This is a genomic window from Microbacterium sp. LRZ72 (genome assembly GCF_033792225.1).
Taxonomy (GTDB): Bacteria; Actinomycetota; Actinomycetes; order Actinomycetales; family Microbacteriaceae; genus Microbacterium.
Map to the genome: position 1 here is coordinate 15464 of NZ_JANGEX010000010.1, position 24075 is coordinate 39538.

The window sequence follows — 24075 nt, forward strand, 5'->3', positions numbered from 1 at the left end:
ACGTGTTCGAGTCGGTGAAGTCTCTGCTCGACGAGCACCGCGCGGTCCAAGAGGAGCTCTCGGACCCCGCGGTGCACGCCGACGCCGCGCGCGCCAAGCGCGCGAACCGGCGCTACGCCGAGCTCAGTCGCGTCGTCGCCGCGCATGACGCGTGGCTCGCGGCATCCGATGACCTCGCCGCCGCGCGCGAGCTGGCACGCGAGGACGAGGCCTTCGCTGACGAGGTGCCGACCCTCGAGCAGAGCCTCGAGCAGGCGCAGGAACGTCTGCGCCGGCTGCTGATCCCGCGCGATCCTGACGACGCACGCGACGTGATCATGGAGATCAAGGCGGGGGAGGGCGGCGCCGAGAGCGCCCTGTTCGCCGCCGATCTGCTGCGCATGTACCTGCAGTTCGCCGCAGCGCAGGGGTGGAAGACCGAGATGCTCGAGCGTGATGAGTCGGACCTGGGCGGATACAAGAACGTGCAGGTCGCGATCAAGGGCTCGTCCGCGGATCCCGCGCAGGGGGTGTGGGCGCACCTGAAGTACGAGGGCGGCGTGCACCGTGTGCAGCGGGTCCCCGCCACCGAGTCCCAGGGCCGCATCCACACGTCGACGACCGGCGTGCTCGTCTTTCCCGAGGTCGACGAGCCCGACGAGGTGCAGATCAGCCCCAACGACCTCAAGATCGATGTCTTCCGCTCCTCGGGTCCGGGCGGCCAGTCCGTGAACACGACCGACTCCGCCGTGCGCATCACCCATCTGCCGACGGGGATCGTCGTGTCGATGCAGAACGAGAAGTCCCAGCTGCAGAACCGCGAGGCGGGCATGCGCGTGCTGCGCGCCCGGATCCTCGCGAAGCAGCAGGAGGAGCTGGATGCCGCGGCATCCGACGCCCGCAAGTCGCAGATCCGCGGCATGGACCGCTCCGAGCGGATCCGCACGTACAACTTCCCGGAGAACCGGATCGCGGATCACCGTACGGGGTACAAGGCCTACAACCTCGATCAGGTCATGGACGGAGCGCTCACGCCCGTCATCGAGTCCTGCATCTCGGCCGACGAGGAAGCACGCCTGGCCGCGCTGGCCGGCGACATCTGACGCCGCGACTTCCGCCGCTCCCGCTCCGCTGCTCCGCCGCTCCCGCTCCGCCTCCATGCTCCGCTGTCGCAGATCGATCCGGTGGAGCGGTCCTGCGGTCGATATGTGACAGCGGAACCGGCCGGTGCGACGGCGCCGCACAGTTCCGCTGTCGCAGATCGATCCGGTGCCGCCGCCCCGCGGTCGATGTGCGACAGGCCAGCGCGGCGGATGTCGGCAGTGACGGCCGACACAACCCGCCTCCCCACGCGGTCTCCGCCGCCATCCGTCCACATTTGACGGGGAGATCCGCTCCCGCAGCGGTGCCGCGCTGCAGAGTGGGCGGATGCCGCGTACCCCGCTCCCCGACGACCTTCCGCCCGCCTTCCCCGTGGCTCTCGCGCGCTCCGCCGGTGTCGGCGAGGGGCGACTGCGGGGGAGTGACCTTCGCAGGCCGTTCCACGGGGTGCGTTCACGGGCCGCGCTCGACGTCGAGGACGGCGCATCCGCGGCTGAGCTTCGGCGTGCACAGCTCATCCGCAGCGCCCAGGAGTACTCGCAGCGCATGTCGCCCTTTGAGTTCTTCAGCCACTCCACGGCGGCGATGATCTGGGATGCGGCTCTGCCGCTGGTGGACGCCGACCTTCTGCACGTCAGCGTCCTCGGTCCGCGGCGGCTTCCGCGGGCCCGGGGAGTCCGCGGCCATCAGGCGCGCCCGCACCTCACGCGGGTCGTGCTGCACGCCGAGACCGGGCTGCGGCTGACCAGCCCCGCCACCACCTGGGCGGCCCTCGGCGCGCAGCTGCGGCATCCCTACGATCTCGTCGCGGCGGGCGACTCCTTCGTCCGGGTGCAGCGGATGCCGGGACCGTGGCACCGCGAGATGCCGCCGCCTCTGGCGCACGTCCGCGATCTGGAAGCGGCCATCGCCGCGGGGCGCCGGGTCGGTGCGCGGGCTCTGCGCGAAGCTCTTCCGCGCGTGCGACTCGGCGCGGCATCCCGACCCGAGTCGTGGACGAGGCTCACCCTCTGCGACGCCGGTCTGCCGGAGCCGGTGCTCGATCACGACGTCTACGACGACGACGGGCGTTTCATCGGCTGCGTCGACCTCGCCTACCCCGAGTTGAAGATCGCGATCGAGTACGAGGGCGATCATCACCGCACCGACCCGGCCGCCTGGAACCGCGACATGGAGAAACACGATGCGCTGCAGGCGGCCGGATGGCGCGTCATCCGCGTCAGCCGAACGGTGCTCTTCGCCCGTCCCCACGAACTCGTCGAGAGGGTGCGCGAGGCGTTGCGGGCCCGCGGGTGACCCTCTGCTGTCACAGAACGCTCCCGAGCCTCGACGAGCACGTCGATATGCGGCAGGCGAGGGGCGGGCGCCGCCCGACGCGCCGCGGCATGCGCCGCCCCACGCGCGGGACGCGGGAACGGTAGGGTCGGGCCGTGCTCATCTTCTTGTACCGCACGCTCGTGTTCGTGCTCTCGGCGGCGCTCGGCCTCATCGCCGCAGACCTGATCCTGCCCGGGTTCGAGATCGTGTGGAGCGACTGGTGGGGCTTCGTGCTCTGCGTGCTCATCTTCGCCGTCCTGCAGAGCGTCCTCTCGCCGTGGATCGCGACGATGGCGCGCCGCTACGCCCCGGTGCTTCTGGGGGGCATCGGCATCATCTCGACACTCGCCGCCCTCCTCATCGTCGTGCTGCTGCCGATCGGCGGCATCCGGATCACCGATGCCGTGACCTGGGTCCTGGCGCCGCTGATCGTGTGGATCATCACCGCCCTGGCCACCGTGCTGCTGCCGTTGATCTTCCTCAAGCGCCGCCTCGACGACAAAGACGCGGGACGGGACAAGCGCTCGAACTCCCGGTGACCGCCCCGGCGCGCCGCCTATCCGGGTAAGGTGGCCGTCTGGTGACGCGGAGGTGAACGGCTTCCGTGCGTTCGTGGGGAACGTCGCCGTGGCAGGGGACTGGGGGCATTGATGGCGCGCATCGCAGGTGTCGAGCAGTCGGTGTCACATATCCCCGCGGCATCCATCGCCGTGCGGATGCCGGTTACGGCCTTCATCGTCGCCACCGCGCTTGTCGGAGCGGCACTCTCGGCCGCGCACTTCGGCGTGCACGCGCTCGCCACGGCGGGGGTGATCACCCATCACGGGCGCGTCGCCGGGGCGTTCGACATGGATGCCGAGGTGAGCATCCCCACGTGGTATTCGACCGTCCTGCTCGCGCTCATCGGCGTCGCGCTCCTGGCTGCGGGCCGGCTGCGGGACGCCGGCCGGGGCCGACTGCCCTGGTACGCGCTCGGTGCGGGGTTCCTCTACCTCTCGCTCGACGAGGGAGCGGCCCTGCACGAGAGTCTCATGTACGCCACACGGAATGCGCTCGGCATCACGGGCGGTCCGCTCTGGTACGCGTGGGTGATCCCGGTCGGCATCGCGCTGGCACTCGTGTCCCCCCTGCTGCTCTGGTTCGCCCTGCGGCTGACACCCGTCACGCGGATGCTGATGCTCGTGGCCGCGGTGCTGTACGTCGGCGGAGCGCTCGGGATCGAGATACTGGGGGCGGGAATCGGCGCACAGGTGGAGTCGCTCGAACGCGACGCGGACGACACGATCGTCTGGGTGCTCGCCGGCGTCGAGGAGACGCTGGAGGTCGCCGGACTCGTCGTGATGCTCGCCGCCGTGCTGCGTCACCTTCGCGAGGAGATGCGCGGCGCACCCTTCGGCGTCGTCCTTCGGTGACGCCGGCGGACTGGGTCAGATCTGATAGTCGGGCGCCCGCAGCAGGCCACGGGTGTCTTCGCCCTTGCGCAGAGGGCGTGGCTTCGCGGGGATGCCGGTGAGCACCGACTCATCGGGCGCGTCGCGGGTCACGACCGCATTGGCGCCGACGACGGAACCCGCTCCGATCGTCACGGGCCCGAGGATCTTCGCCCCGGCCCCGACGGTGACGCCGTCTCCCAGCGTGGGGTGGCGCTTGCCGCCCTCGCGCTGGCGGCCCCCGAGGGTGACGCCGTGGTAGAGCATCACATCATCGCCGGTCTCGACCGTCTCGCCGATCACGACGCCCATCCCGTGGTCGATGAAGAAGCGTCGCCCGAGGCGTGCGCCCGGGTGGATCTCGATGCCCGTGAGCCAGCGGGCCATCTGAGAGCCGGCGCGGGCCGCGAATCTCGCCCCGTGCATCCACAGCCAGTGATTCGCGCGGTGCGCCCACACGGCGTGAAGGCCGGGGTAGAGCAGGGCGATCTCGGCGCCCCCGCGCGCCGCGGGGTCGCGCAGGCGCGCGGCGGCGACGTCCTCGCGCACGCAGCGGGCGACCCGGGCCAATCCCATGCTCAGTCCTCGCGCAGGTGCTCGTAGAGCGCCGTGGAGAGGTACCGCTCGCCGGCCGAGGGGACGATCACCACGATGTTCTTGCCCGCGGCCTCGGGCCGTGCGGCGATCTGCAGCGCCGCCCAGATGGCCGCACCGCTGGACATCCCGACGAGGATGCCCTCGTCGGTCGCCACCTTGCGGGCAACCTCGAGGGTGTCCTCGAAGGAGACGTCGATGACCTCGTCGATCACCGAGCGGTCCAGGATCTCGGGCACGAAGTTGGGGCCGATGCCCTGGATCTTGTGGGGCCCGGGGTGCCCCTCGGTCAGGATGGGGGAGTCCGCCGGCTCGACAGCGATGATCTTGGCGTCGGGCACCCGCTCCTTGAGCACCTGGCCCACCCCGGTGATCGTGCCGCCCGTGCCGATGCCGGCGACGAAGTAGTCGACCTTGCCGTCGGTGTCGCGGATGATCTCCTCGGCCGTGGTCTTGCGGTGGATGGCGGGGTTCGCCTCGTTGGCGAACTGCTTGGCCCAGACGGCGCCCGGGGTGTCGGCCACGATCTGCTTGGCGACGTCGACGGCCCCGGACATGCCCTTCGTGGGGTCGGTCAGCACGAGCTCCGCGCCGAAGGCCTTCAGCAGCAGGCGGCGCTCCTTCGACATGGAGGCGGGCATCGTCAGGATCACCTTGTACCCGCGCGCCGCGCCGACCATCGCGAGGGCGATGCCGGTGTTGCCGCTGGTCGATTCGACGATGGTGCCGCCCGGCGTGAGCTCGCCCGACGCCTCCGCGGCGTCGACGATCGCGATGCCGATGCGGTCCTTCACGCTCGAGACCGGGCTGTAGAACTCGAGCTTGGCGAGAACGGTCCCGCCGACGCCCTCGGTCACACGGTTGAGTCGCACCAGTGGAGTGTCGCCGAACGCCGAGGTGATGTCGGAGTGGATGCCGGGCATGGCCTGCCTTTCGCCGAAGTGGATGGGCGCCCACCGCGGGGCCCCGCAAAAGCCTAGGCGAGTCGGGGAGTGTCAGGGGTGAATGTGTCCGCGCGGGCGGGGATTGTGACGATCGGGTATCGGGTTGGCGCACGCGGCCTCGCGCGTCGACCAGGGCGGCTTACAGTAGTGCCGCCATGCGTGCACCCGACCCCCCTCTCCTCTCGGCCGCGGATCCGTCCCTCGCCGAGGCCCTGCGCGGCGCCGTCGAGCGGCTCGCCGCGGCACACGTGCCCGATCCCGAGGTGGACGCGCAGCTGCTCGCCGCCCACGTGCTCGGGACCAGCCGCGGCGGTGTGCAGGCCGGCGCGATCCGAGGTGACGCGCTCTCCCTGCCGCATGCCGAGGCGTACGGCAGGGTCATCGATCGCCGGGCCGCCCGTGAGCCGCTGCAGCACATCACGGGGCTCGCGCCCTTCCGTCAACTCGTGCTGCGCGTGGGGCCCGGGGCCTTCGTCCCGCGCCCCGAGACCGAGATGGTGGCCCAGCTCGCGATCGACACGCTCGCCGCGTCGCCCTCGCCTGCGCCCACCGCGGTCGACCTGGGCACCGGCACGGGTGCCCTCGCACTCGCGCTGGCCACCGAGGTGCCGCATGCACGGGTCGTGGGCGTGGAGCGCGCGGTCGAGGCGTTCATCTGGGCGAGGGAGAACGCCGCGCACCTGGGCGTCGAGAACGTCCGGTTCGTGTTCATCGACCTCGCGGACGCCCTGCCGGAGATGGACGGGAGCGTGGACGTCGTCGTGTCCAACCCCCCTTACGTGCCCGACGACGCCGTTCCCCGCGATCCAGAGGTGCGCCTGTTCGACCCGCCGGGGGCGCTGTACGGCGGTGCCGACGGCCTCGACGTGGTCCGCGCCGTCAGTCGCACGGCCCGACGCCTGCTGCGCTCCGGCGGCACCGTCGTCATCGAGCACGGCGAGTGGCAGGGCGGCGCGGTGCGCGAGCTGCTCGCCGGCGACGGCTGGCGCGCGGCGGCGACCCACCGCGACCTCACGATGCGCGACCGCGCCACGACCGCGGTCGCGCCCTGAGCGCGCGCGGCGGCGGGCCGCGACGAGCGGCACTCTAGACTTGAGCCGCTATGTCCGCGATGTTCGACTGCCGAGACGATGCGCAACTGCTGGGCGGTTTGCGCGAGGCGCGGCGCGCCGTCGGACGCGGGGAGCTCGTGGTCCTGCCCACCGACACCGTCTACGGCGTCGCGGCGGACGCGTTCTCGGCCCGCGCGGTGACGCGTCTGCTCGAGGCCAAGGGGCGCGGCAGACAGTCGCCGCCGCCGGTGCTCGTGTCGTCCGCGGGGATGCTGCGCGCGCTCGTAGCCGACGTGCCGGTCGAGGTGGATGAACTGGTGGAGCGCTTCTGGCCGGGCGGGTTGACCATCGTCCTGCCGAGTCAGCCGTCCCTGGCGTGGGATCTGGGCGAGACGCACGGCACCGTCGCGGTGCGCATGCCCGACCATCGGGTGGCCCTCGAGATGCTGCACGACACCGGTCCGCTCGCGGTCTCGAGCGCGAACCTCACGGGGCGCGCGGCGGCCACCTCGATGCTCGAGGCGCACGACATGCTCCGCGAGTCGGTCGCGGTGTACCTCGACGACGGGCCGTCCCGGACCGGCGTGGCGTCCACGATCGTCGATGCCACGGGGCTGACTGCGGGTTCCGTCGAGCCGCGCGTGCGCGTGCTGCGTGAGGGCGCGGTCTCGGTGGACCGCCTGCGGGACGTCCTCGGCGATCTGCTCGAGGCGGATGCCTCCGCGTGAAGCAGTACGTGTTCACCATCCTCTTCGCGGGAATCGTCACGCTGGCGCTCTCGTGGGCGGTCTGGCGCCTGAGCATGCGCTTCAAGCTCTACCCCGGCATCCGGGTGCGCGATGTGCACACGACGCCCACGCCCCGCCTGGGCGGGATCGCCATGTTCGTCGGCGTCCTCGCGGCGCTCGTCGTGTCGAAGGCGAACGACTACTTCGACGCTTTCTGGGCCGAGCCGCACCAGGTGCTCGCCATCATGGGCGCGATGCTCCTCATCGTGCTCGTCGGCGTCGCGGACGACCTGTGGGATCTCGACTGGATGATCAAGCTCGGCGCGCAGTTCCTCGCCGCGGGGATCATCGCCGGGGTCGGGGAACTGCAGATCTACTCCCTCCCGATCGGCGGGCTCACGGTCGGGTCGAGCTGGGCCAGTTTCACCCTCACCGTGTTCGCGATCGTCGTGGTGATGAACGCCGTGAACTTCATCGACGGGCTCGACGGGCTCGTCGCCGGTGTCTCGCTCATCGCCAACGGCATCTTCTTCGTCTACTCGTATCTGCTGCTGCGGGAGTTCGCGACGAGCAACTTCTCGCTCGCCACGTTCCTCGCCGCCGCACTCGTCGGCGCGTGCGCCGGATTCCTGCCGTTGAACTGGAGCCCCGCGAAGCTGTTCATGGGTGACTCGGGCGCCCTGATGGTGGGGCTGCTCATGGCGACGTCGGCGATCGCCATCACGGGCGCACTGGATCCGGTCGCGCTGGACCCCGAGGACATCGGCCGGTCCCAGCTCCTCGGAGCCTTCATCCCGATCCTGCTCCCCGTCGTGGTCGTGATGCTGCCCCTGGTCGATTTCGGACTCGCGGTCATCCGACGCATGCGCGCCGGCAAGTCGCCGTTCTCGCCGGATCGCAAGCACCTGCACCATCGGATGCTGGACATGGGGCACAGCGATCTCGGCGCCGTCATCATCTTCTACGCCTGGACCTCGGTGATCGGGTTCGCGGTGCTGCTGATGTTCCTGTTCCCGCGTGCATACGGCATCGGCATCGCCTTCGGGATCATCGGCGCCGCAGCGTGCCTCGTCATCACCCTCTTGCCCTCGCGACGCACCCGTCGCCCCGCTCCGTTCGCGGACGATTCCCGCACCCCCGTGGAGGACCTGCCATGACCGATTCCCCCTCACCGGCGCCGCGCCGCGTGTCCAGCACGCCGATCTTCGCGGCGATCCTCAGATGGGGCGCCCTCGTCACCCTGGGGCTCGTCGTCGTCGCCGGCGCCGTCGGCTATCTCGTCTCGGGCGTCGAAGGACTCTTCTCCGCGCTCGCGGGTGTCGTGCTGGCGGCCGTGTTCCTCGCGATCACCGCGATCAGCATCCTCATTGCGAACCGCTGGTTCGGCGACCCCCTCTACGTGCCGATCTTCTTCGGCATCGTGCTCGGCGGATGGCTGATCAAGCTCGTGTTCTTCATCGTGCTGATGCTCGTGGTGCGCGGTGCCCCGTGGCTCGAGCCGCCGGTGTTCTTCGTCGCGCTCGTCGCCGCCATCGTCGCCGCACTGACCGTCGACGTGGTGGTCCTCGCGAAGATGCGACTGCCGTACGTCAGCGACGTGTCGCTGCCCGGCGACGACGACGAGAGGGGGCGCGCGACCGGCGCCGATTCGTGAGCACCCCCGATCCTTGATAGAGTGAGGACGTTCCCCTGGGCCGAGCACGTACCTGCGGTTCGTGACAGACACAGTCGAACAGACAGCGTCAGAGAGCGGGAGGATCCGTCAGGATCACCCCGCACGAAGATCGTCTGAGCACACCTCGTCTGAGCACACCTCGTTTGAGTACACACAGTGACGTGCACGCCGTGGATGACGCTCACCAACCATCGTCGCACCGTTCGTCGGTGCCCCGAAGCCGGAGCCAGCGCTGTTTACCAAAGCTGCGACATTGATCGCGACCGCCTCCACGGATGAGGAATTCCATCCGCCCTCGATCTTCGAGTTCTTCCCGGATGCGGTCCTCTTCGAAGGAACCCTGTTCGCGATCACGCGGATCAATCTGATCCAGATCCTCGCGACCGTCGTGCTCGTGCTGGTGTTCATCATCGGCACCCATCGCATGAAGGTCGTCCCGGGCCGGTTCCAGAGCATCGTCGAGATGGGACTGGACTTCGTCCGGGTCAACATCGCGCACGATCTGCTCGGCCGCAAGGACGGCGACCGGTTCCTGCCGATCCTGACGACGCTGTTCTTCATGATCCTGTTCATGAACCTCACCGGCGTGATCCCGTTCCTGAACATCGCGGGCACGAGCGTCATCGCCGTGCCGCTGCTTCTCGCGGTCGTCTCGTACGTCGTGTTCATCTACGCGGGCATCCGCAAGAGTCCGGTGAACTTCTTCAAGAACTCGCTGTTCCCCTCGGGGGTGCCGTGGCCGCTGTACATCATCATCGTGCCGCTCGAGTTCCTCTCGACCTTCATCATCCGGCCCGTCACGCTGACGCTGCGTCTGCTGATGAACATGATGGTCGGCCACCTCATGCTGGTGCTGTTCTTCGCGGCGACCCAGTTCTTCTTCTTCGGCCTGGGCGGATGGTGGGCTCCTCTGGGAGTCGGCACGCTCGCCTTCGGCTTCGTCTTCACCCTCTTCGAAATCCTGGTGGCCTTCCTCCAGGCCTACGTCTTCGCAATCCTCACCGCGGTCTACATCCAGCTCGCGGTTGCGGAAGAGCACTGATCGGGTCGGCAGCCGCCGCCCCACCAACCGAAAGGAAACACACCCCGTGGACGCAACTACGGTTCTCGCCCAGCTGACCGGTTCCGTGGCGACCGTCGGCTACGGCCTCGCCGCCATCGGCCCCGCGATCGGCGTGGGCATCGTCGTCGGCAAGACGATCGAGGGCGTCGCTCGCCAGCCCGAACTCGCCGGCCGCCTCCAGGTGCTGATGTTCATCGGTATCGCCTTCACCGAGGCGCTGGCGTTCATCGGTATCGCCACCGGCTTCATCTTCGGCTTCTGATTCCGCTCTCACGACGTAAGGAGACAGGATGCTGAGCGCTCTTGTCACACTCGCCGCGGAAGAAGGCGAAGCACCGAACCCGCTGCTCCCAGCGGCGTACGACATCATCTGGTCGTTGGTGTGCTTCGTCGTCATCCTCGCGGTCTTCTGGCGCGTCGTCCTGCCGCGCATGAAGGCGCTGCTCGACGAACGCGCCGCCGCGATCGAGGGCAACATCGCCAAGGCAGACGAGGCCCAGCGAAAGGCCGAGGCCGCGCTGGAGGAGTACACCGCACAGCTCGCCGAGGCGCGCAAGGAAGCTGGTGAGATCCGCGAAGCCGCCCGTGAGGACGGCAAGAAGATCATCGGCGAGGCCAAGCAGACGGCATCCGCGGATGCCGCGCGTCTGACCGCATCCGCGCACGCGCAGATCGAGGCCGAGCGGCAGAGCGCCCTCGTCTCGCTGCGTGCCGAGGTCGGGAGTCTCGCGCTGGACCTGGCCGGCGACGTGATCGGGGAGACCCTCTCCGATGACCGGAAGGCCCAGGCCGTGGTCGATCGCTTCCTCGCCGACCTCGAGTCCTCCGAGCAGGCCGCCACGGGGAAGGGCCGGTAATGGGCAGCGCGACCACTCAGGCACTGCGGGCGACGACACGGGACCTCGCGCAGAGGGAGGGCGTCGACCTGCGGGTCGCGAGCGACCTCTTCTCGGTGGCCCGGCTGATCGGCACCTCGTCGCAGCTGAGCGGTGCGCTTGCCGACCCGGCCGCTCCGGTCGCCGCACGCGAAGACGTCGTCACGAGCGTCTTCGGCGGTGCGATCTCCGAACCGGCCATTGCGCTCGTGCGTGCGGCTTCCGCTCAACGGTGGTCTCGTGCCTCGGAGTTCGTGGACGGGATCGAAGAGCTCGCCATCCGGTGCGCGGCTCTCGCCGGCGGGTCGACGGACATCGAGGGTGAGCTGTTCTGGTTCAGCCGCATGGTGGCAGCCAATCCCGAGCTGGAGCTCGCCCTGGGCAGCCGCCTCGGAGAGCCCTCGGCGAAGGGCGATCTGGTCGACAAGCTGGTGCGTGGGCGCGTCAGCGACACGACGGCGCTCATCGTGTCGTCGATGGTGCAGCAGCCGGGTGAGCGCCGCGTGCGTCAGCTGCTCTCGCGGGCCATGCACATCGTCTCCGACCAGAACGACCGGACGGTCGCGACGGTCACCTCGGCGGTGCCCCTGCAGGAGGCGCACGCTGAACGGCTGCGGACGCTGCTGTCGAAGAAGTACGGGCGTGCGGTGTCGCTGAACACCGTCATCGACCCCCAGGTCGTCGGGGGACTGCGCGTGCAGGTCGCCGACGACGTCATCGACGCATCCGTCGCCTCGCGTCTCGTCGACGTGCGGCACCGACTCGCGGGCTGAGGCCCGACGGCCGCACAGGGTGCGGCACCACCGGAACCCCTGGTTCCCCCACAGACAGCACTCCTAAGACAGAGGAAGACAATGGCAGAACTATCGATCAGCCCCGACGTCATCCGTGACGCGCTGAAGGACTTCGTCGCGGCGTACGAGCCCACGGGCGCCGCGGCGACCGAGGTCGGCACGGTCGTCGATGCCGCAGACGGCATCGCCCACGTCGAGGGACTGCCGGGTGTGATGGCGAACGAGCTCATCACCTTCGCGGACGGAACGCAGGGCCTGGCCCTGAACCTCGACGAGCATCAGGTCGGTGTCGTCGTCCTGGGCGAGTTCTCCGGCATCGAGGCCGGCCAGCAGGTCACCCGCACGGGCGATGTGCTGTCGGTTCCGGTCGGCGACGGATACCTGGGTCGTGTCGTGGACCCGCTCGGCAACGCGATCGACGGACTGGGTTCCGTCCAGACCGAGGGTCGTCGTGCACTCGAGCTCCAGGCGCCGGGCGTCATGCAGCGAAAGAGCGTGCACGAGCCGATGCAGACCGGCATCAAGGCCATCGACGCGATGATCCCCGTCGGCCGCGGTCAGCGTCAGCTGATCATCGGCGACCGGCAGACCGGCAAGACCGCGATCGCGATCGACACGATCATCAACCAGAAGGACAACTGGGCCTCCGGGGATCCCGACAAGCAGGTGCGCTGCATCTACGTCGCGATCGGTCAGAAGGGCTCGACCATCGCCTCGGTGCGTGGTGCCCTCGAGGACGCGGGAGCGATGGAGTACACGACGATCGTCGCAGCTCCGGCATCCGACCCGGCCGGCTTCAAGTACCTCGCCCCCTACACCGGCTCGGCCATCGGCCAGCACTGGATGTACAGCGGCAAGCACGTGCTGATCATCTTCGACGACCTGTCGAAGCAGGCTGAGGCCTACCGCGCCGTCTCGCTGCTGCTGCGTCGCCCGCCGGGTCGTGAGGCCTACCCGGGTGACGTCTTCTACCTGCACTCCCGTCTGCTCGAGCGTTGTGCGAAGCTCTCGGACGAGCTGGGTGCGGGCTCGATGACGGGTCTGCCGATCATCGAGACGAAGGCGAACGACGTCTCGGCGTACATCCCGACCAACGTGATCTCGATCACCGACGGCCAGATCTTCCTGCAGTCCGACCTGTTCAACGCGAACCAGCGCCCGGCGGTCGACGTCGGCATCTCGGTCTCGCGTGTCGGTGGTGACGCCCAGGTGAAGTCGATCAAGAAGGTCTCGGGAACGCTCAAGCTCGAGCTGGCGCAGTACCGCGCGCTCGAGGCCTTCGCGATGTTCGCGAGCGACCTCGACGCCACCTCGCGTCGTCAGCTCGCCCGCGGCGCGCGGCTGACAGAGCTGCTGAAGCAGCCGCAGTACTCGCCGTACCCGGTCGAGGAGCAGGTCGTCTCGATCTGGGCGGGGACCAAGGGCAAGCTCGACGAGGTCGCCATCGAAGACGTGCTGCGGTTCGAGAGTGAGCTGCTGGACCACCTGCGGCGCAACACGAAGATCCTCGACACGCTGCGCGAGACCAACGTGCTCGACGACGACACCGTCGCCGAACTCGACAAGCAGGTCGACGCGTTCGCCCTCGAGTTCCAGGCGGGCGAGGGTCAGAGCCTGGTGGCCCCCGGCCGCGAAGACGTGGAGGCCGCCGAGGCGACCGACGTCAACCAGGAGCAGATCGTCAAGGGCCGCCGAGGCTAGGGAGACGCGACACCGACACCATGGGCGCACAACTGCGGGTCTACAAGCAGAAGATCTCTTCTGCCCAGACGACCAAGAAGATCACCAAGGCGATGGAGCTCATCGCGGCCTCGCGAATCCAGAAGGCGATGGGGCGCGTGCGCGCCGCCTCGCCGTTCGCACGCGCCGTGACCCGTGCGGTCTCGGCGGTCGCGACGCACTCGAACGTCGACCACCCGCTCACGCGGGAGCCCGAGGTGATCCGTCGTTCGGCGGTGGTCATCTTCAGCTCCGACCGAGGCCTCGCCGGCGCCTTCAACTCGCAGGTGCTGCGGGAGGGCGTCGAGCTGGCCCAGCTCCTGCGTTCGGAGGGGCGTGAGGTGGCGTTCTACCTCGTCGGCCGCAAGGCCGTCGCGTACTTCGCATTCCGCAAGATCGCCAGCGTCGAGCAGTGGACCGGGGACACCGACACCCCGCACTTCCGCACGGCGCAGGAGATCAGCACCGAACTGCTGTCGGCTTTCGAACGCGGCGGCGAGAACGACGGGGTCGATGAGATCCACCTCGTCTACAACCGCTTCGTGAGCATGATGACGCAGACGCCGGAATCCGTGCGCCTGCTGCCGCTCGAGATCGTCGAAGCCGACCAGGCTGCCTCGAACGAGGCGGTCTACCCGCTGTACGAATTCGAGCCGGAGGCCGAGACCGTGCTCGACTCCCTGCTTCCGGTCTACATCCAGAGCCGCGTGTTCAACGCCATGCTGCAGTCGTCCGCGGCGAAGCACGCGGCGACGCAGAAGGCCATGAAGTCGGCCAGCGACAACGCGGACAAGCTCATCACCGACTACACCCGGCTGCGCAACAACGCCCGTCAGGCCGAGATCACGCAGCAGATCGCCGAGATCGTCGGCGGCGCTGACGCCCTCGCCTCGAGCAAATAGCCCACACGAAAGAGAAGAAGACCATGACCCTCACCGCTCCCGAATCGACGGAGACCGCGGTCGTCGGGCGCGTCGCGCGCGTCACCGGTCCCGTCGTCGACATCGAGTTCCCGCACGACGCGATCCCCGACATCTACAACGCTCTCAAGACCACGATCACCATCGGCGACCAGTCGACCGAGATCACCCTCGAGGTCGCGCAGCACCTGGGCGACGACCTCGTCCGTGCCATCGCCCTGAAGCCGACCGACGGCGTCGTGCGCGGGCAGGAGGTGCGCAACACCGGCGGCCCCATCACCGTCCCCGTGGGAGACGTGACCAAGGGTCGTGTGTTCGACGTCACCGGCGAGGTGCTGAACGCCGAGCCGGGGGAGAAGATCGAGATCACCGAGCGGTGGGGCATCCACCGCAAGGCGCCGAACTTCGACCAGCTCGAGTCCAAGACCCAGATGTTCGAGACCGGCATCAAGGTCATCGACCTGCTGACGCCGTACGTGCTGGGTGGAAAGATCGGCCTCTTCGGCGGCGCGGGAGTGGGCAAGACCGTCCTGATCCAGGAGATGATCCAGCGCGTCGCGCAGGACCACGGCGGCGTCTCGGTCTTCGCGGGCGTCGGCGAGCGCACGCGTGAGGGAAACGACCTCATCCACGAGATGGACGAGGCCGGCGTGTTCGACAAGACCGCACTGGTGTTCGGTCAGATGGACGAGCCGCCGGGGACGCGACTTCGCGTCGCGCTGTCGGCTCTGACGATGGCGGAGTACTTCCGCGACGTGCAGAAGCAGGACGTGCTGTTGTTCATCGACAACATCTTCCGCTTCACCCAGGCCGGTTCCGAGGTGTCCACGCTGCTCGGCCGGATGCCCTCCGCGGTGGGCTACCAGCCGAACCTGGCGGACGAGATGGGTGTGCTCCAGGAGCGCATCACCTCGACTCGCGGTCACTCGATCACCTCGCTGCAGGCGATCTACGTGCCCGCCGACGACTACACCGACCCGGCGCCGGCGACGACGTTCGCGCACCTCGACGCGACGACCGAGCTCTCTCGTGAGATCGCATCGAAGGGCCTCTACCCGGCTGTGGACCCCCTGACGTCGACGAGCCGTATCCTCGACCCGCGCTACATCGGCGACGACCACTACCGCGTGGCGACCGCCGTGAAGCAGATCCTGCAGAAGAACAAGGAACTGCAGGAGATCATCGCGATCCTCGGTGTCGACGAGCTCTCCGAAGAGGACAAGGTGGTCGTCTCGCGCGCCCGCCGCATCCAGCAGTTCCTCTCGCAGAACACCTACATGGCCAAGAAGTTCACGGGCGTCGAGGGCTCAACCGTCCCGCTCAAGGACACGATCGAGTCGTTCGACGCGATCGTGAAGGGCGACTTCGACCACGTGGCCGAGCAGGCGTTCTTCAACGTGGGTGGCATCGGCGACGTCGAAGAGCGCTGGGCCCAGATCCAGAAGGAGAACGGCTGATCATGCCGCTCAACGTCAGTGTGGTGTCGGCCGATGCCGAGGTGTGGACGGGTGAAGCATCCCTCGTCATCGCCAAGACCGTCGAGGGTGAGATCGGCTTCATGCCCGGTCATGAGCCGGTACTCGCCATCCTCGCGGAGGGGCAGGTTCGGATCACCGGCACGGACGGGGCGAAGGTGGTCGCCAGCGCCCAGGACGGGTTCTTGTCGATGGAGAACGATGTGTTGACGATCGTGGCGGGCAACGCCGCATTGGTCGGCTGAGGCCGCACGAACACACGGAACGAGGGGAGGGGGACCGGCAACGGACCCCCTCCCCTCGTCATGTCAGCCTGTCCCGCCCGCCGCCACTCGTCTGGGGTCCCGTCGATGCTGCTGCTGCTTCCGCCCTCGGAGTCGAAGACTCCCGGTGGTGAAGGTCCCCCCGTGGACCTCGACCGCCTCGCGCTGCCGTCGCTCACGCCGGTGCGACACGGTGTGCTGCGGGCGATCCGCGATCTCTCGCGTGACGAGGAGAACGCCATCCGCACACTCAAGCTGGGTGCGCGGCAGCGCGGTCAGGTCCGGGTGAATGCGGAGGTGCTCTCGGCGGCGACCCGACCCGCTGTGCTGCGCTACACGGGCGTCCTCTACGATGCGCTGGATGCGGCATCCCTCGACGACGCGGCGAGTTCGTTCCTCGACGAGCATGTGCTGATTCACACGGCGTGTCTCGGGCCTGTCCGGGCGTGCGACCCGATCCCCGACTACCGGCTCGGTCCGGGCGTGCGACTGCCGACGCTGCCGACTCCGCGCCGCCTGTGGGCGGATGCGGTGACGACGGCGTTCCGCGCCCACGGGCCCACGCTCGTCGTCGACCTGCGCTCCGAGGCCTACGTCGCTCTGGGCCCTGTGCCGGCCGATGTGTCGTCGGTGTACGTCCGGGTGCTTGCGGAGGACGGGGCGGGGCGGCGGCGCGCGCTGAACCACTTCAACAAGGCGGCGAAGGGACATCTGACGAGGGCGCTCGCCCGGCAGCGTCCCGAGCTTGCGGAGCCCGCGGACCTCTACCGCTGGGCGGAGCGCGCCGGCATCCGGCTGACGCCGGCGGAGCACGAGGCGGGTGAGGCGCACCTGCTCGTCTGAGCGCGCCCCACCCGCCCTCGTGCGGGCCGTCAGGGCCGGCGTGTGTGCTCGGCCGTGCGCTGGGTGTTCTCCGCGATCGCGATGAGCGCGACGATCGCCTCGATCCAGAAGCGCAGCACGATCACGGCGAGGAACGTCACGATCGGCGTGATGATCAGGGTGCCCAGCAGCAGCAGGATGCCGGAGCCCACATCGAACCGCATCGATGCGAACGCGGTGATGAGCCCGCCGAAGAAGTACAGCAGGAACCCGAGCGCGATCACGACGAGGCCGGCGATGTAGAAGACCGTCGCGAGCCTGCGAGTGATGAATGAGCGGAAGCTCACATCGAACAGGGCCTTGAAGAAGCCGGAGGAGAACGAGCTTCCCGACATCCCGGTCGACGCGCCGGCGTGCTGCGCGGATGTCGTCGGCTGCGGGTGATCGGGCTCCGGCTCGCGGGGCGGCGGACCCGCCGGGGGTGGTGGCGGCGGGGGAGGGGTCTGATCGCTCATGTCTGTCCTTCCTGAGAGAACGCCGAGAGCGGCGTCCCGGCCAGGGTAGCGGTGCCCGATGGCGGAACGACAGATCCGCGGCGCGACACGCGAACCTGGGACTTTCCTGCGAGAGGCGCCCGTGATCGCTAGCATGAGTGCTGCGGGATGGATAATCCCGCGCCGCTACGGCTTGCGGCCCCCAACACAACCGTGGAGGTTCTTCCCCGTGTACAACTACGACAGCTTCGCAGGCGCGGGATTCTTCGTCGCCTTCGCGCTCTTCGGGCTCTTCTTCCTTCTCGTGGGCTACGTGCTCACGTCCTGGTTCCTGATGAAGATCTTCGAGAAGGCCGGCGTCGAGGGCAAATGGCGCGCCTGGGTGCCCGTCTACAACGCCATGATCTTCACCAAGCTCGGCGATCTGAACCCCTGGCTGCTGCTGATCGCCGCGGGCGCGTCGATCCTGCTGGGCTGGATCCCCGTCATCGGACAGCTGATCGGTCTCGCGGCCTTCGTGGTCACCCTGCTCGCAGCGTGGCGGGTCGGGCTGAAGCTGCAGAAGGAGCCCATCTGGCTCATCCTGTACTTCTTCCTCTCGATCGTCTGGCTCGGCATCAACGCGTTCGACAAGTCCCGCTGGAACACCGCCATCCAGCCCGCCCCGTGGGCCGGTAACGGCTTCCTCGCCGATCGCACGAACTGGAACGGCATCCCGGCACAGCCCGCCTCGCCGGGCGCGCCCCCGGCACCCCCTGCCGCCTGAGCGCATCGCAACGGCCCTCGTCCGCGTGGACGGGGGCCGTTGGCGTATCCCGGGCGGTAACCTGCCGGGATGAGCACACCTTCTGCGCGTCGCGTCGGCGCCTCTGGACTCCTGGTCAGCGCCACCGGGCTCGGCTGCAACAACTTCGGCCGACCCGGAACCCCGACCGAGACCCTCGCGGGCACGCGGGCTGTGGTGGATGCCGCCATCGACGCGGGCGTCACGCTGTTCGACACCGCCGACGTCTACGGTGCGCGCCCCGGGCTGTCCGAGACGCTCATGGGCGAGGCGATCCAGGGCCGACGCGACTCCGTCGTGCTGGCGACGAAGTTCGGGCACGCGCAGATGCCGGCCGACGTCCCCTCGACGGGGGCGAAGGGCTCGCGGGGCTACATCCGGCGAGCGGTGGAGGCCTCCCTGCGCCGACTGCAGACCGACTGGATCGACCTCTACCAGCTGCACACGCCGGACCCCCAGACGCCGATCGCCGAGACGCTCGACGCGCTGACCGAGCTCGTCCGCGAGGGAAAGGTGCGCTACATCGGGCACTCGAATCTGAGCGGCTGGCAACTCGCCGAGGCCGATGCCGTCGCCCGGGCCCGGGGTGCCGAGCGGTTCGTCTCGGCGCAGAACCAGTACAGCCTGCTCGCTCGCGCTTCGGAGCGAGAGGTGCTTCCGGCGGCCGAGCGCTTCGGGGTCGGGTTCCTGCCGTACTTTCCGCTGCACAACGGCCTGCTCACCGGCAAGTTCCGCCGCGACGGCGGACCGGAGGACTCCCGCATCATGCGGCAGCGGCCGAACGTCTGGCGAGACGCCCCCTGGGACGCGCTCGAGGCCTACCAGGCGTTCTGTGATGCCCGGGACATCACCATGCTGCAGGCGACCTTCGGCTGGCTGCTGGCGCGACCGGCGCTCGCGAGCGTCATCGCCGGCGCGACCACGCCCGAACAGGTGCGCACGAATGCGGCCGCGAGTTCGTGGACGCCCTCACCGGACGACATCGCCGAGATCGACCGCCTGCTGCCGCTGCCGCGCGATCCTGCGGCGGGTTGAGCCCGGACGACGAAGCGCCGCCGTGAGCGCCGTTCGCTCTGAGCGAACGGCGGGCCCGAGGCGGCAGCACGGGCCCTCGGCTCGCATCGCGGGGCGGCCGGGTGCGGGAACGGCGCTACGCCGGGCGTCGAGTAGGCTGTGACCGCTGCGCATTCCGCGCGGCGCGGCGCTCCTGCGCCGGAGACGACGCCGCACGGCCGGAGGTGACCGCGTGCCCGACGCTGACATCGCTGTGACGGTCGATGAGCGCCGTGTCGATGTCGGGGGAGGGACGCTCGCTCTCTCATGGGCTGCGGCGACGCACCGTGGCATGCGGCGCGATCTGAACCAGGATGCGGTGTTGACCGCCTACCCGCTCTTCGTCGTCGCCGACGGCATGGGCGGGCACCTCGGCGGTGAGATCGCCAGCGCCAGCGCCGTGGAGCGCCTCGCGGCGCTCGCCCAGGACGGCGATGTCTCCACCGCGCAGATCGAACGTGCGCTGGGGCGTGCGGTGAAGGACATCCTCGCGCACCCGCAGGCCACCGACGACGGCACCGGGACCACCGTGACGGGGGTCTTCCTCGACGTCGATGCCGACGAGCCGACGTGGGTCAGTTTCAACATCGGCGATTCCCGGGTGTACGTGCTGCGCGACGAACGCCTGGTGCAGGTGACCACCGACCACTCCGTCGTGCAAGAACTGGTCGCCTCCGGTCGCCTGAGTCCGGAGGAGGCCGAGAACCACCCCTACGGCAACGTGATCACGCGGGCCGTCGGCCCCAGTGAGAGCGTCGAGCCCGACTACGTGCGACTCGACGTCGTGGACGGGGACCGTTTCGTGATCTGCTCCGACGGGCTCACGAAAGAGCTGACCGACTACGGCATCCGCCATTTTCTCGACGAGAACGCCGATCCCGCGGCCGCCGTCGAGGGGATGCTGGCGGCGAGCCTCGACAACGGCGGACGCGACAACGTCACGATCATCGTGCTGGACGTCAGCCGCACGGGAGGCGCCGGTCTCGACGAGGTCGCCTCGGGCGCCGCCGGCGGGGAGGGCCCCGCAGGGTCCTAGCGGTCGACCACCAGTCGTCCTCCCCAACTGCTCACGTCGCAGGGCATCCCGAGCAGACGCCCCGGGGGACGCAGTGCGGTGGCGCGCCCCTGTTGACTGGCGCGATGACACCCTCCGCGGAGCCACTCGCTCTGCCCGCACAGCCGGAAGAGCCGCGTCGGGCCGCATTCCCGCTGATCGCCATGCTGGCGCCCGTGCTCGGCGGAATCGGACTGTGGGTCGTCACCGGCTCGGCATACGCGCTGTGGTTCGCGGCGCTCGGCCCGGTCGTCGCCGTCGCAGCGCTGCTCGACGGCGTCCGCACGCGCAGGCGCGATCGCCGCGAGGGCGAGCGTCGGTACACCGCAGCGCTCGCGGCCCTGCGGGAAGACGTGGCCACCGCACACCGCCACGAGCGCGAGGTGCTGGCCCGTCAGCATCCGGATGCCGCTGCGCTGTGGGAGCGACAGGGCGACATATGGCGTGCAACCGGTGAACGGGCGTCGCAGCTCGTCGTCGGCTGGGGATCGCGCCCCAGCAGGCTCTCCGTGGGCGGACACGCGCGCGGGCGTGCAGACGCCGAACAGGTACGCAGCGCCGCCGCCATGCTGACCGACGTGCCCGTGACCGTCGGCTGGCGCGAGGGCATCGCGGTGCACGGCGCTCCGCTTGCGGCGGTGCCGGTGCTGCGTGCGCTGCTCGTGCAGCTGTTTCTGACGCATCCGCCGGATCGCCTGCGGCTGGTCGGGCCCCTGCCCATCGGGTGGGAGTGGCTCGACGTGCTGCCCCACCGCTGCGGCCTCGGGGGCCCAGACGGCGGCGCGGTCACCCCTGGGTCGGCGTCTGCGGCGGGTGACGCGGTGCGCCTCGGTGTGCAGGGACCGGGCATGGTCGCGGTGGCCGACGGCGTGGACGTGGTGCTCGCGTGGAACACGTCGGACTCTGCTCCGGCGCCCCGCTGTCGTCATCTGATCGAGGTGTCCGAGGTGCCCGCCGGCTCGCTGGTCACCGACGAGAGCAGCCGACCCGTGCGCGTCGAGGCGATCAGCCGCACCCAGGCAGAGGCTGCGGCGCGGGCACTGGCGCGGAGGGCTGCCGACGTGTACGGACCCTCCGACACCGACACCGGCGCCGTGCTGGGCGTGTCCCAGCTCGAGCCGGCTGTGCCGGCGGTGGACCGCAGCACACTGCGAGCGGTCATCGGCGGCGGCACGGCCGGCGCGGTGGCGGTGGATCTCGTCGCGGACGGTCCCCACGCGCTCGTGGCCGGCGTCACCGGCATGGGCAAGTCCGAGCTGCTCGTGACCTGGGTGACGGCGCTGTGCGCCGCCCACACGACGTCGCAGCTCGCCCTGCTGCTGGCGGACTTCAAGGGCGGGGTCTCGTTCGAACCGCTGAGGGCTCTTCCGCACGTGACCGGTGTCATCACCGACCTGGATGCCGTCTCGGCCGCGCGAGCGATCGCGAGCCTGCGGGCCGAGATGCGTCGCCGGGAAGCGGAGCTGGCGCGCTGCGGGGCCCGCCACATCGGCGACGCCGACGTGGAGCTGGCGCGGCTGGTCGTCGTCGTCGACGAATTCGCCGCGCTCGCCGGCGAGCACGCCGAACTGCAGCGGGTGTTCACCGACATCGCGGCGCGAGGCCGTGCTCTGGGCATCCACCTGATCCTCGGCACGCAGCGCACGAGCGGCACCGTGCGCGACGAGCTCCTGGCGAACATCCCCCTGCGCATCGCGCTCCGTGTGGCGGACGCGGGCGAGAGCCGCCTGCTCGTCGGGTCGGAGTCGGCCGCGTCGCTGCCCGGCGGACTGGCCGGCCGGGGGCGAGCGTACGTGCGGCGTGCGGCCGATGCGGTGCCCCTGCCGTTCCGGGTCGCCGTGACGAGCCCGGCCGACGTGGACGTCGTCGTGGCGCGGGCGCGCGATCAACGGCGTCCCGAGCCGCCGTGGCTGCCGGAGCTGCCGCAGCTCGTCACCCTCGACTCGCTGCGGGCGCAGGCCCCGGATGCCGAGGTCGTGCTGGGCCTCGCGGACGACCCCGATCGGCAGCGCCGCAGCGTCGTCACGCTCGATCGCGAGGATCGGGGTCTGCTGGTCATGGGTGGACCGGGATCGGGCCGCTCCAGCATCCTCGCGGCCATCCAGAGGCAATGCCCCGGGGCCGCCGTGGTGCCTCGCGACGCCGAGCAGGCGTGGGACATGATCCACGCCCTGCGCGGGCACGCACCGGACTGGGTGCTCATCGACGACGTCGACGTGCTGCTCTCGTGCTACCCCGGCGAGCAGGCGGCGCACATGGCGGGCCTCATCGATGAGATCGTGCGGGACGCGTCGGGACGAACCGGAGTGGTGCTGACGGCGCAGCATGCTCAGGGGATGCTGGCGCGCGTCGCCGAGCGCTTTGCGCGGCGGGCGATGCTGGGGTATCCCAGCCGTCTCGCGCACGTGGCGGCCGGGGGAGAGACGAGCGATCATCGCGCGCACGGTGTGCCCGGGCGCGGGCGCATCGAGGGCTGCGAGGTGCAGTTCGCCCTCGCGGCAGGGACCGCCGGTGCCGCGGGCAACCGACCGCAGCCGCACCCCGCGCCGGAGTGGAGTGTCCAAGCGGGCGATGCGGTCGGCGTCATCACCCGCGACCCGCGCAGGGTCGCCCGTGCGCTCCGCGCCTGCTTCGCCGACGGTGCGGTCGTCGTGGAACTCCCGGAGGAGCCTCGGGGCCGAGACACCGAGGCGGGTCCGGATGCCGCGCGGATCGTCGTCGGTGACGGCGATGCCTGGCAGGCGGCGTGGTCGACCCTCAGTCGGCTGCGCACGCACGGCACCCTCGTGATCGACGCCGACTGCCCGAGCGAGCTGCGCGTCCTGGCGGGTCACCGCGCGATCGCGCCGTACGTCCACGCCGGTCTCGGGCGGGCGTGGTGGTGCGAGCCCGGACGCCCACCGCGCCGCGTACGGCTGGTGCCGGGAGCGGTCTGACGGCCCCGCACTCAGACGGTCGCGCGCACGCGGCCGACCACCGCGTCGCCACCGCGCACCTCCAGATCGAGCTCGCTCGCCGCGTCGCCGTACGCCGCCGGCGAGATCGCGCCCGCGGCGACGAGCAGACGCAGCGCGACGACGGGCGCCGCGCGACCGCCCCCGTCGAGCACCTTGACCGCCGCGACGGTGCCGTCGGGCGCCGCGGCGACCTGCACGCCCTCGGCGCCCAGCTTTGCGAACACCCCGGCGCGCTCCAGGAGCACCGTGTCGGACGCGCCGGGACCGGCGATCGCCCAGGGCTCCGCGAGCGCGGCGAGGCGCACCGCGGCGGCGTGGCGGTGCAGAGCGAACGGCGAACGTTCGGACGCCGTGCCGATGCGGTGGACCCCGCGCGCCAGGGCGGCGAGCGACAGGGCGTGTGCGGGTGCGCTGCAGCCGTCCGCGACGCTGATCGCGACTTTCTCGCCCGTCAACCGTTCGATCACCTCACGCAGGTGCACCTGCAGGGGGTGATCGAGATCGGTGTATCCCTCGGTCGGCCAGCCGTTCTGCACGCACGCGGCGAGCATGCCGGCGTGCTTGCCGGAGCAGTTGTGACACACCCGCGCATCGGGCCGGTCGTCCCGGATCATCTCGCGCCGGGTCGCGGCATCGGTGGGCCACGCCGCGGGGCACGCGAGCGCATCCTCGGTCAGACCGGCGCCGGCGAGCATCTCGCTCACGGCCGCGACGTGCGGGTTCGTGCCGGAGTGGCTCGCCGATGCCAGCGCGAGGTGCACACCCGCCAGCCTCGCCCCCGCCGAGAGCAGCCCGACCGCCTGCAGGGGCTTGAGCGCCGAGCGCGGGAGGATGAGCGCGTCGGGGGCGCCGAAGGACGCGTGCACGGATCCGTCCGGGGCCAGCACGATCGCACTGCCCGTGTGACGGGACTCGATGAAACCATCGCGTTCGACGACGGCGAGCTCGACGGCGTCGGAGGCGGAAAACGTCTGCGGCACCG

At 70.0% G+C, this 24075-nt stretch carries 25 protein-coding genes; 21 read left to right on the plus strand and 4 right to left on the minus strand.

Going from position 1 to position 24075, the window contains the following annotated elements:
- The first annotated feature begins 2 nt into the window (after window positions 1–2).
- The 4 genes from prfA to M4I32_RS11155 all read left to right on the plus strand — a co-directional run bounded on the left by prfA (window position 3) and on the right by M4I32_RS11155 (window position 3809).
- On the plus strand, window positions 3–1082 hold the full coding sequence (gene prfA, locus M4I32_RS11140) for a peptide chain release factor 1 (protein ID WP_319034541.1): 1080 nt from the start codon (window positions 3–5) through the stop codon (window positions 1080–1082).
- A 325-nt stretch (window positions 1083–1407) separates the two neighbouring features.
- Window positions 1408–2376 (plus strand): hypothetical protein, encoded by a 969-nt coding sequence (locus tag M4I32_RS11145; RefSeq protein ID WP_319034542.1) that lies wholly within the window; start codon window positions 1408–1410, stop codon window positions 2374–2376.
- 134 nt (window positions 2377–2510) lie between these two features.
- Entirely contained in the window at window positions 2511–2936 is a 426-nt protein-coding gene (locus M4I32_RS11150) for a phage holin family protein (protein ID WP_319034543.1), read from the plus strand.
- Window positions 2937–3047: 111 nt separating this feature from the next.
- The gene (locus M4I32_RS11155) at window positions 3048–3809 is read left to right on the plus strand and encodes a hypothetical protein (protein WP_319034544.1); all 762 of its coding nucleotides are present in this window, start codon (window positions 3048–3050) and stop codon (window positions 3807–3809) included.
- Window positions 3810–3824: 15 nt separating this feature from the next.
- Here the strand turns inward: M4I32_RS11155 and epsC are convergent, their stop codons facing one another.
- Both epsC and cysK read right to left on the minus strand, forming a co-directional pair.
- Entirely contained in the window at window positions 3825–4403 is a 579-nt protein-coding gene (gene epsC / locus M4I32_RS11160; RefSeq protein ID WP_319034545.1) for a serine O-acetyltransferase EpsC, read from the minus strand.
- 2 nt (window positions 4404–4405) lie between these two features.
- Window positions 4406–5344: a cysteine synthase A gene (gene cysK, locus M4I32_RS11165; RefSeq protein WP_319034546.1), complete on the minus strand. Its 939-nt coding sequence runs from the start codon at window positions 5342–5344 to the stop codon at window positions 4406–4408.
- Window positions 5345–5520: 176 nt separating this feature from the next.
- Here cysK and prmC point away from each other — a divergent pair, with 176 nt between their 5' ends.
- The 13 genes from prmC (at window position 5521) to M4I32_RS11230 (ending at window position 16772) form a co-directional block, all read left to right on the plus strand.
- A complete protein-coding gene (gene prmC / locus M4I32_RS11170; RefSeq protein WP_319034547.1) occupies window positions 5521–6417 on the plus strand; it encodes a peptide chain release factor N(5)-glutamine methyltransferase in 897 nt (298 codons plus the stop codon).
- Between the two features lie 50 nt (window positions 6418–6467).
- Window positions 6468–7145: an L-threonylcarbamoyladenylate synthase gene (locus M4I32_RS11175; protein WP_319034548.1), complete on the plus strand. Its 678-nt coding sequence runs from the start codon at window positions 6468–6470 to the stop codon at window positions 7143–7145.
- Entirely contained in the window at window positions 7142–8302 is a 1161-nt protein-coding gene (locus M4I32_RS11180; RefSeq protein ID WP_319034549.1) for an MraY family glycosyltransferase, read from the plus strand. The genes M4I32_RS11175 and M4I32_RS11180 overlap by 4 nt, the downstream gene beginning before the upstream one ends.
- Window positions 8299–8799, plus strand: coding sequence for a hypothetical protein (locus M4I32_RS11185; protein WP_319034550.1), 501 nt, complete (start codon window positions 8299–8301; stop codon window positions 8797–8799). Before M4I32_RS11180 ends, M4I32_RS11185 begins: the two co-directional genes overlap by 4 nt.
- A gap of 274 nt (window positions 8800–9073) precedes the next feature.
- On the plus strand, window positions 9074–9862 hold the full coding sequence (gene atpB, locus M4I32_RS11190; protein ID WP_319034551.1) for a F0F1 ATP synthase subunit A: 789 nt from the start codon (window positions 9074–9076) through the stop codon (window positions 9860–9862).
- Window positions 9863–9908: 46 nt separating this feature from the next.
- Window positions 9909–10145, plus strand: coding sequence for a F0F1 ATP synthase subunit C (gene atpE, locus M4I32_RS11195; protein WP_319034552.1), 237 nt, complete (start codon window positions 9909–9911; stop codon window positions 10143–10145).
- Window positions 10146–10173: 28 nt separating this feature from the next.
- Window positions 10174–10740 (plus strand): F0F1 ATP synthase subunit B, encoded by a 567-nt coding sequence (locus M4I32_RS11200; protein WP_319034553.1) that lies wholly within the window; start codon window positions 10174–10176, stop codon window positions 10738–10740.
- Window positions 10740–11531 carry a F0F1 ATP synthase subunit delta gene (locus tag M4I32_RS11205; protein WP_319034554.1) on the plus strand — a complete coding sequence of 264 codons (792 nt, stop codon included), beginning with the start codon at window positions 10740–10742 and terminating at the stop codon, window positions 11529–11531. The genes M4I32_RS11200 and M4I32_RS11205 overlap by 1 nt, the downstream gene beginning before the upstream one ends.
- A gap of 81 nt (window positions 11532–11612) precedes the next feature.
- Complete coding sequence (gene atpA / locus M4I32_RS11210; RefSeq protein ID WP_319034555.1) at window positions 11613–13253, plus strand: F0F1 ATP synthase subunit alpha; 1641 nt, start codon at window positions 11613–11615, stop codon at window positions 13251–13253.
- Between the two features lie 20 nt (window positions 13254–13273).
- Entirely contained in the window at window positions 13274–14173 is a 900-nt protein-coding gene (locus M4I32_RS11215; protein WP_319034556.1) for a F0F1 ATP synthase subunit gamma, read from the plus strand.
- A gap of 23 nt (window positions 14174–14196) precedes the next feature.
- Window positions 14197–15648, plus strand: a complete 1452-nt coding sequence (gene atpD, locus M4I32_RS11220; RefSeq protein WP_319034557.1) for a F0F1 ATP synthase subunit beta — start codon at window positions 14197–14199, stop codon at window positions 15646–15648.
- Between the two features lie 2 nt (window positions 15649–15650).
- Window positions 15651–15911: a F0F1 ATP synthase subunit epsilon gene (locus M4I32_RS11225; RefSeq protein ID WP_319034558.1), complete on the plus strand. Its 261-nt coding sequence runs from the start codon at window positions 15651–15653 to the stop codon at window positions 15909–15911.
- A 105-nt stretch (window positions 15912–16016) separates the two neighbouring features.
- Window positions 16017–16772 carry a YaaA family protein gene (locus M4I32_RS11230; protein WP_319034559.1) on the plus strand — a complete coding sequence of 252 codons (756 nt, stop codon included), beginning with the start codon at window positions 16017–16019 and terminating at the stop codon, window positions 16770–16772.
- Between the two features lie 29 nt (window positions 16773–16801).
- Here the strand turns inward: M4I32_RS11230 and M4I32_RS11235 are convergent, their stop codons facing one another.
- Entirely contained in the window at window positions 16802–17266 is a 465-nt protein-coding gene (locus M4I32_RS11235) for a DUF4282 domain-containing protein (RefSeq protein ID WP_319034560.1), read from the minus strand.
- A gap of 208 nt (window positions 17267–17474) precedes the next feature.
- Here M4I32_RS11235 and M4I32_RS11240 point away from each other — a divergent pair, with 208 nt between their 5' ends.
- From M4I32_RS11240 to M4I32_RS11255, 4 genes are all read left to right on the plus strand, one after another.
- Window positions 17475–18011, plus strand: coding sequence for a DUF5684 domain-containing protein (locus M4I32_RS11240; RefSeq protein WP_319034561.1), 537 nt, complete (start codon window positions 17475–17477; stop codon window positions 18009–18011).
- Between the two features lie 69 nt (window positions 18012–18080).
- Window positions 18081–19064: an aldo/keto reductase gene (locus tag M4I32_RS11245; RefSeq protein WP_319034562.1), complete on the plus strand. Its 984-nt coding sequence runs from the start codon at window positions 18081–18083 to the stop codon at window positions 19062–19064.
- A 226-nt stretch (window positions 19065–19290) separates the two neighbouring features.
- Entirely contained in the window at window positions 19291–20118 is an 828-nt protein-coding gene (locus tag M4I32_RS11250) for a PP2C family protein-serine/threonine phosphatase (protein ID WP_413466819.1), read from the plus strand.
- Between the two features lie 104 nt (window positions 20119–20222).
- Window positions 20223–23072, plus strand: coding sequence for an FtsK/SpoIIIE domain-containing protein (locus M4I32_RS11255; RefSeq protein WP_319034564.1), 2850 nt, complete (start codon window positions 20223–20225; stop codon window positions 23070–23072).
- A gap of 11 nt (window positions 23073–23083) precedes the next feature.
- Here M4I32_RS11255 and M4I32_RS11260 read toward each other — a convergent pair whose 3' ends face one another.
- Complete coding sequence (locus M4I32_RS11260) at window positions 23084–24073, minus strand: asparaginase (protein WP_319034565.1); 990 nt, start codon at window positions 24071–24073, stop codon at window positions 23084–23086.
- Window positions 24074–24075 lie beyond the last annotated feature (2 nt).

Excerpts from the sequence above, each read along its gene's own strand:
- M4I32_RS11215 (WP_319034556.1), top strand. The coding sequence starts at position 13,274 with ATGGGCGCACAACTGCGGGTCTACAAGCAGAAGATCTCTTCTGCCCAG.
- M4I32_RS11200 (WP_319034553.1), top strand. The coding sequence starts at position 10,174 with ATGCTGAGCGCTCTTGTCACACTCGCCGCGGAAGAAGGCGAAGCACCG.
- atpD (WP_319034557.1), top strand. The coding sequence starts at position 14,197 with ATGACCCTCACCGCTCCCGAATCGACGGAGACCGCGGTCGTCGGGCGC.
- M4I32_RS11245 (WP_319034562.1), top strand. The coding sequence starts at position 18,081 with ATGAGCACACCTTCTGCGCGTCGCGTCGGCGCCTCTGGACTCCTGGTC.
- M4I32_RS11185 (WP_319034550.1), top strand. The coding sequence starts at position 8,299 with ATGACCGATTCCCCCTCACCGGCGCCGCGCCGCGTGTCCAGCACGCCG.
- M4I32_RS11235 (WP_319034560.1), bottom strand. The coding sequence starts at position 17,266 with ATGAGCGATCAGACCCCTCCCCCGCCGCCACCACCCCCGGCGGGTCCG.
- cysK (WP_319034546.1), bottom strand. The coding sequence starts at position 5,344 with ATGCCCGGCATCCACTCCGACATCACCTCGGCGTTCGGCGACACTCCA.
- M4I32_RS11175 (WP_319034548.1), top strand. The coding sequence starts at position 6,468 with ATGTCCGCGATGTTCGACTGCCGAGACGATGCGCAACTGCTGGGCGGT.
- prmC (WP_319034547.1), top strand. The coding sequence starts at position 5,521 with ATGCGTGCACCCGACCCCCCTCTCCTCTCGGCCGCGGATCCGTCCCTC.
- M4I32_RS11205 (WP_319034554.1), top strand. The coding sequence starts at position 10,740 with ATGGGCAGCGCGACCACTCAGGCACTGCGGGCGACGACACGGGACCTC.
- M4I32_RS11155 (WP_319034544.1), top strand. The coding sequence starts at position 3,048 with ATGGCGCGCATCGCAGGTGTCGAGCAGTCGGTGTCACATATCCCCGCG.
- M4I32_RS11145 (WP_319034542.1), top strand. The coding sequence starts at position 1,408 with ATGCCGCGTACCCCGCTCCCCGACGACCTTCCGCCCGCCTTCCCCGTG.
- M4I32_RS11230 (WP_319034559.1), top strand. The coding sequence starts at position 16,017 with ATGCTGCTGCTGCTTCCGCCCTCGGAGTCGAAGACTCCCGGTGGTGAA.
- atpA (WP_319034555.1), top strand. The coding sequence starts at position 11,613 with ATGGCAGAACTATCGATCAGCCCCGACGTCATCCGTGACGCGCTGAAG.
- M4I32_RS11225 (WP_319034558.1), top strand. The coding sequence starts at position 15,651 with ATGCCGCTCAACGTCAGTGTGGTGTCGGCCGATGCCGAGGTGTGGACG.
- M4I32_RS11255 (WP_319034564.1), top strand. The coding sequence starts at position 20,223 with ATGACACCCTCCGCGGAGCCACTCGCTCTGCCCGCACAGCCGGAAGAG.
- epsC (WP_319034545.1), bottom strand. The coding sequence starts at position 4,403 with ATGGGATTGGCCCGGGTCGCCCGCTGCGTGCGCGAGGACGTCGCCGCC.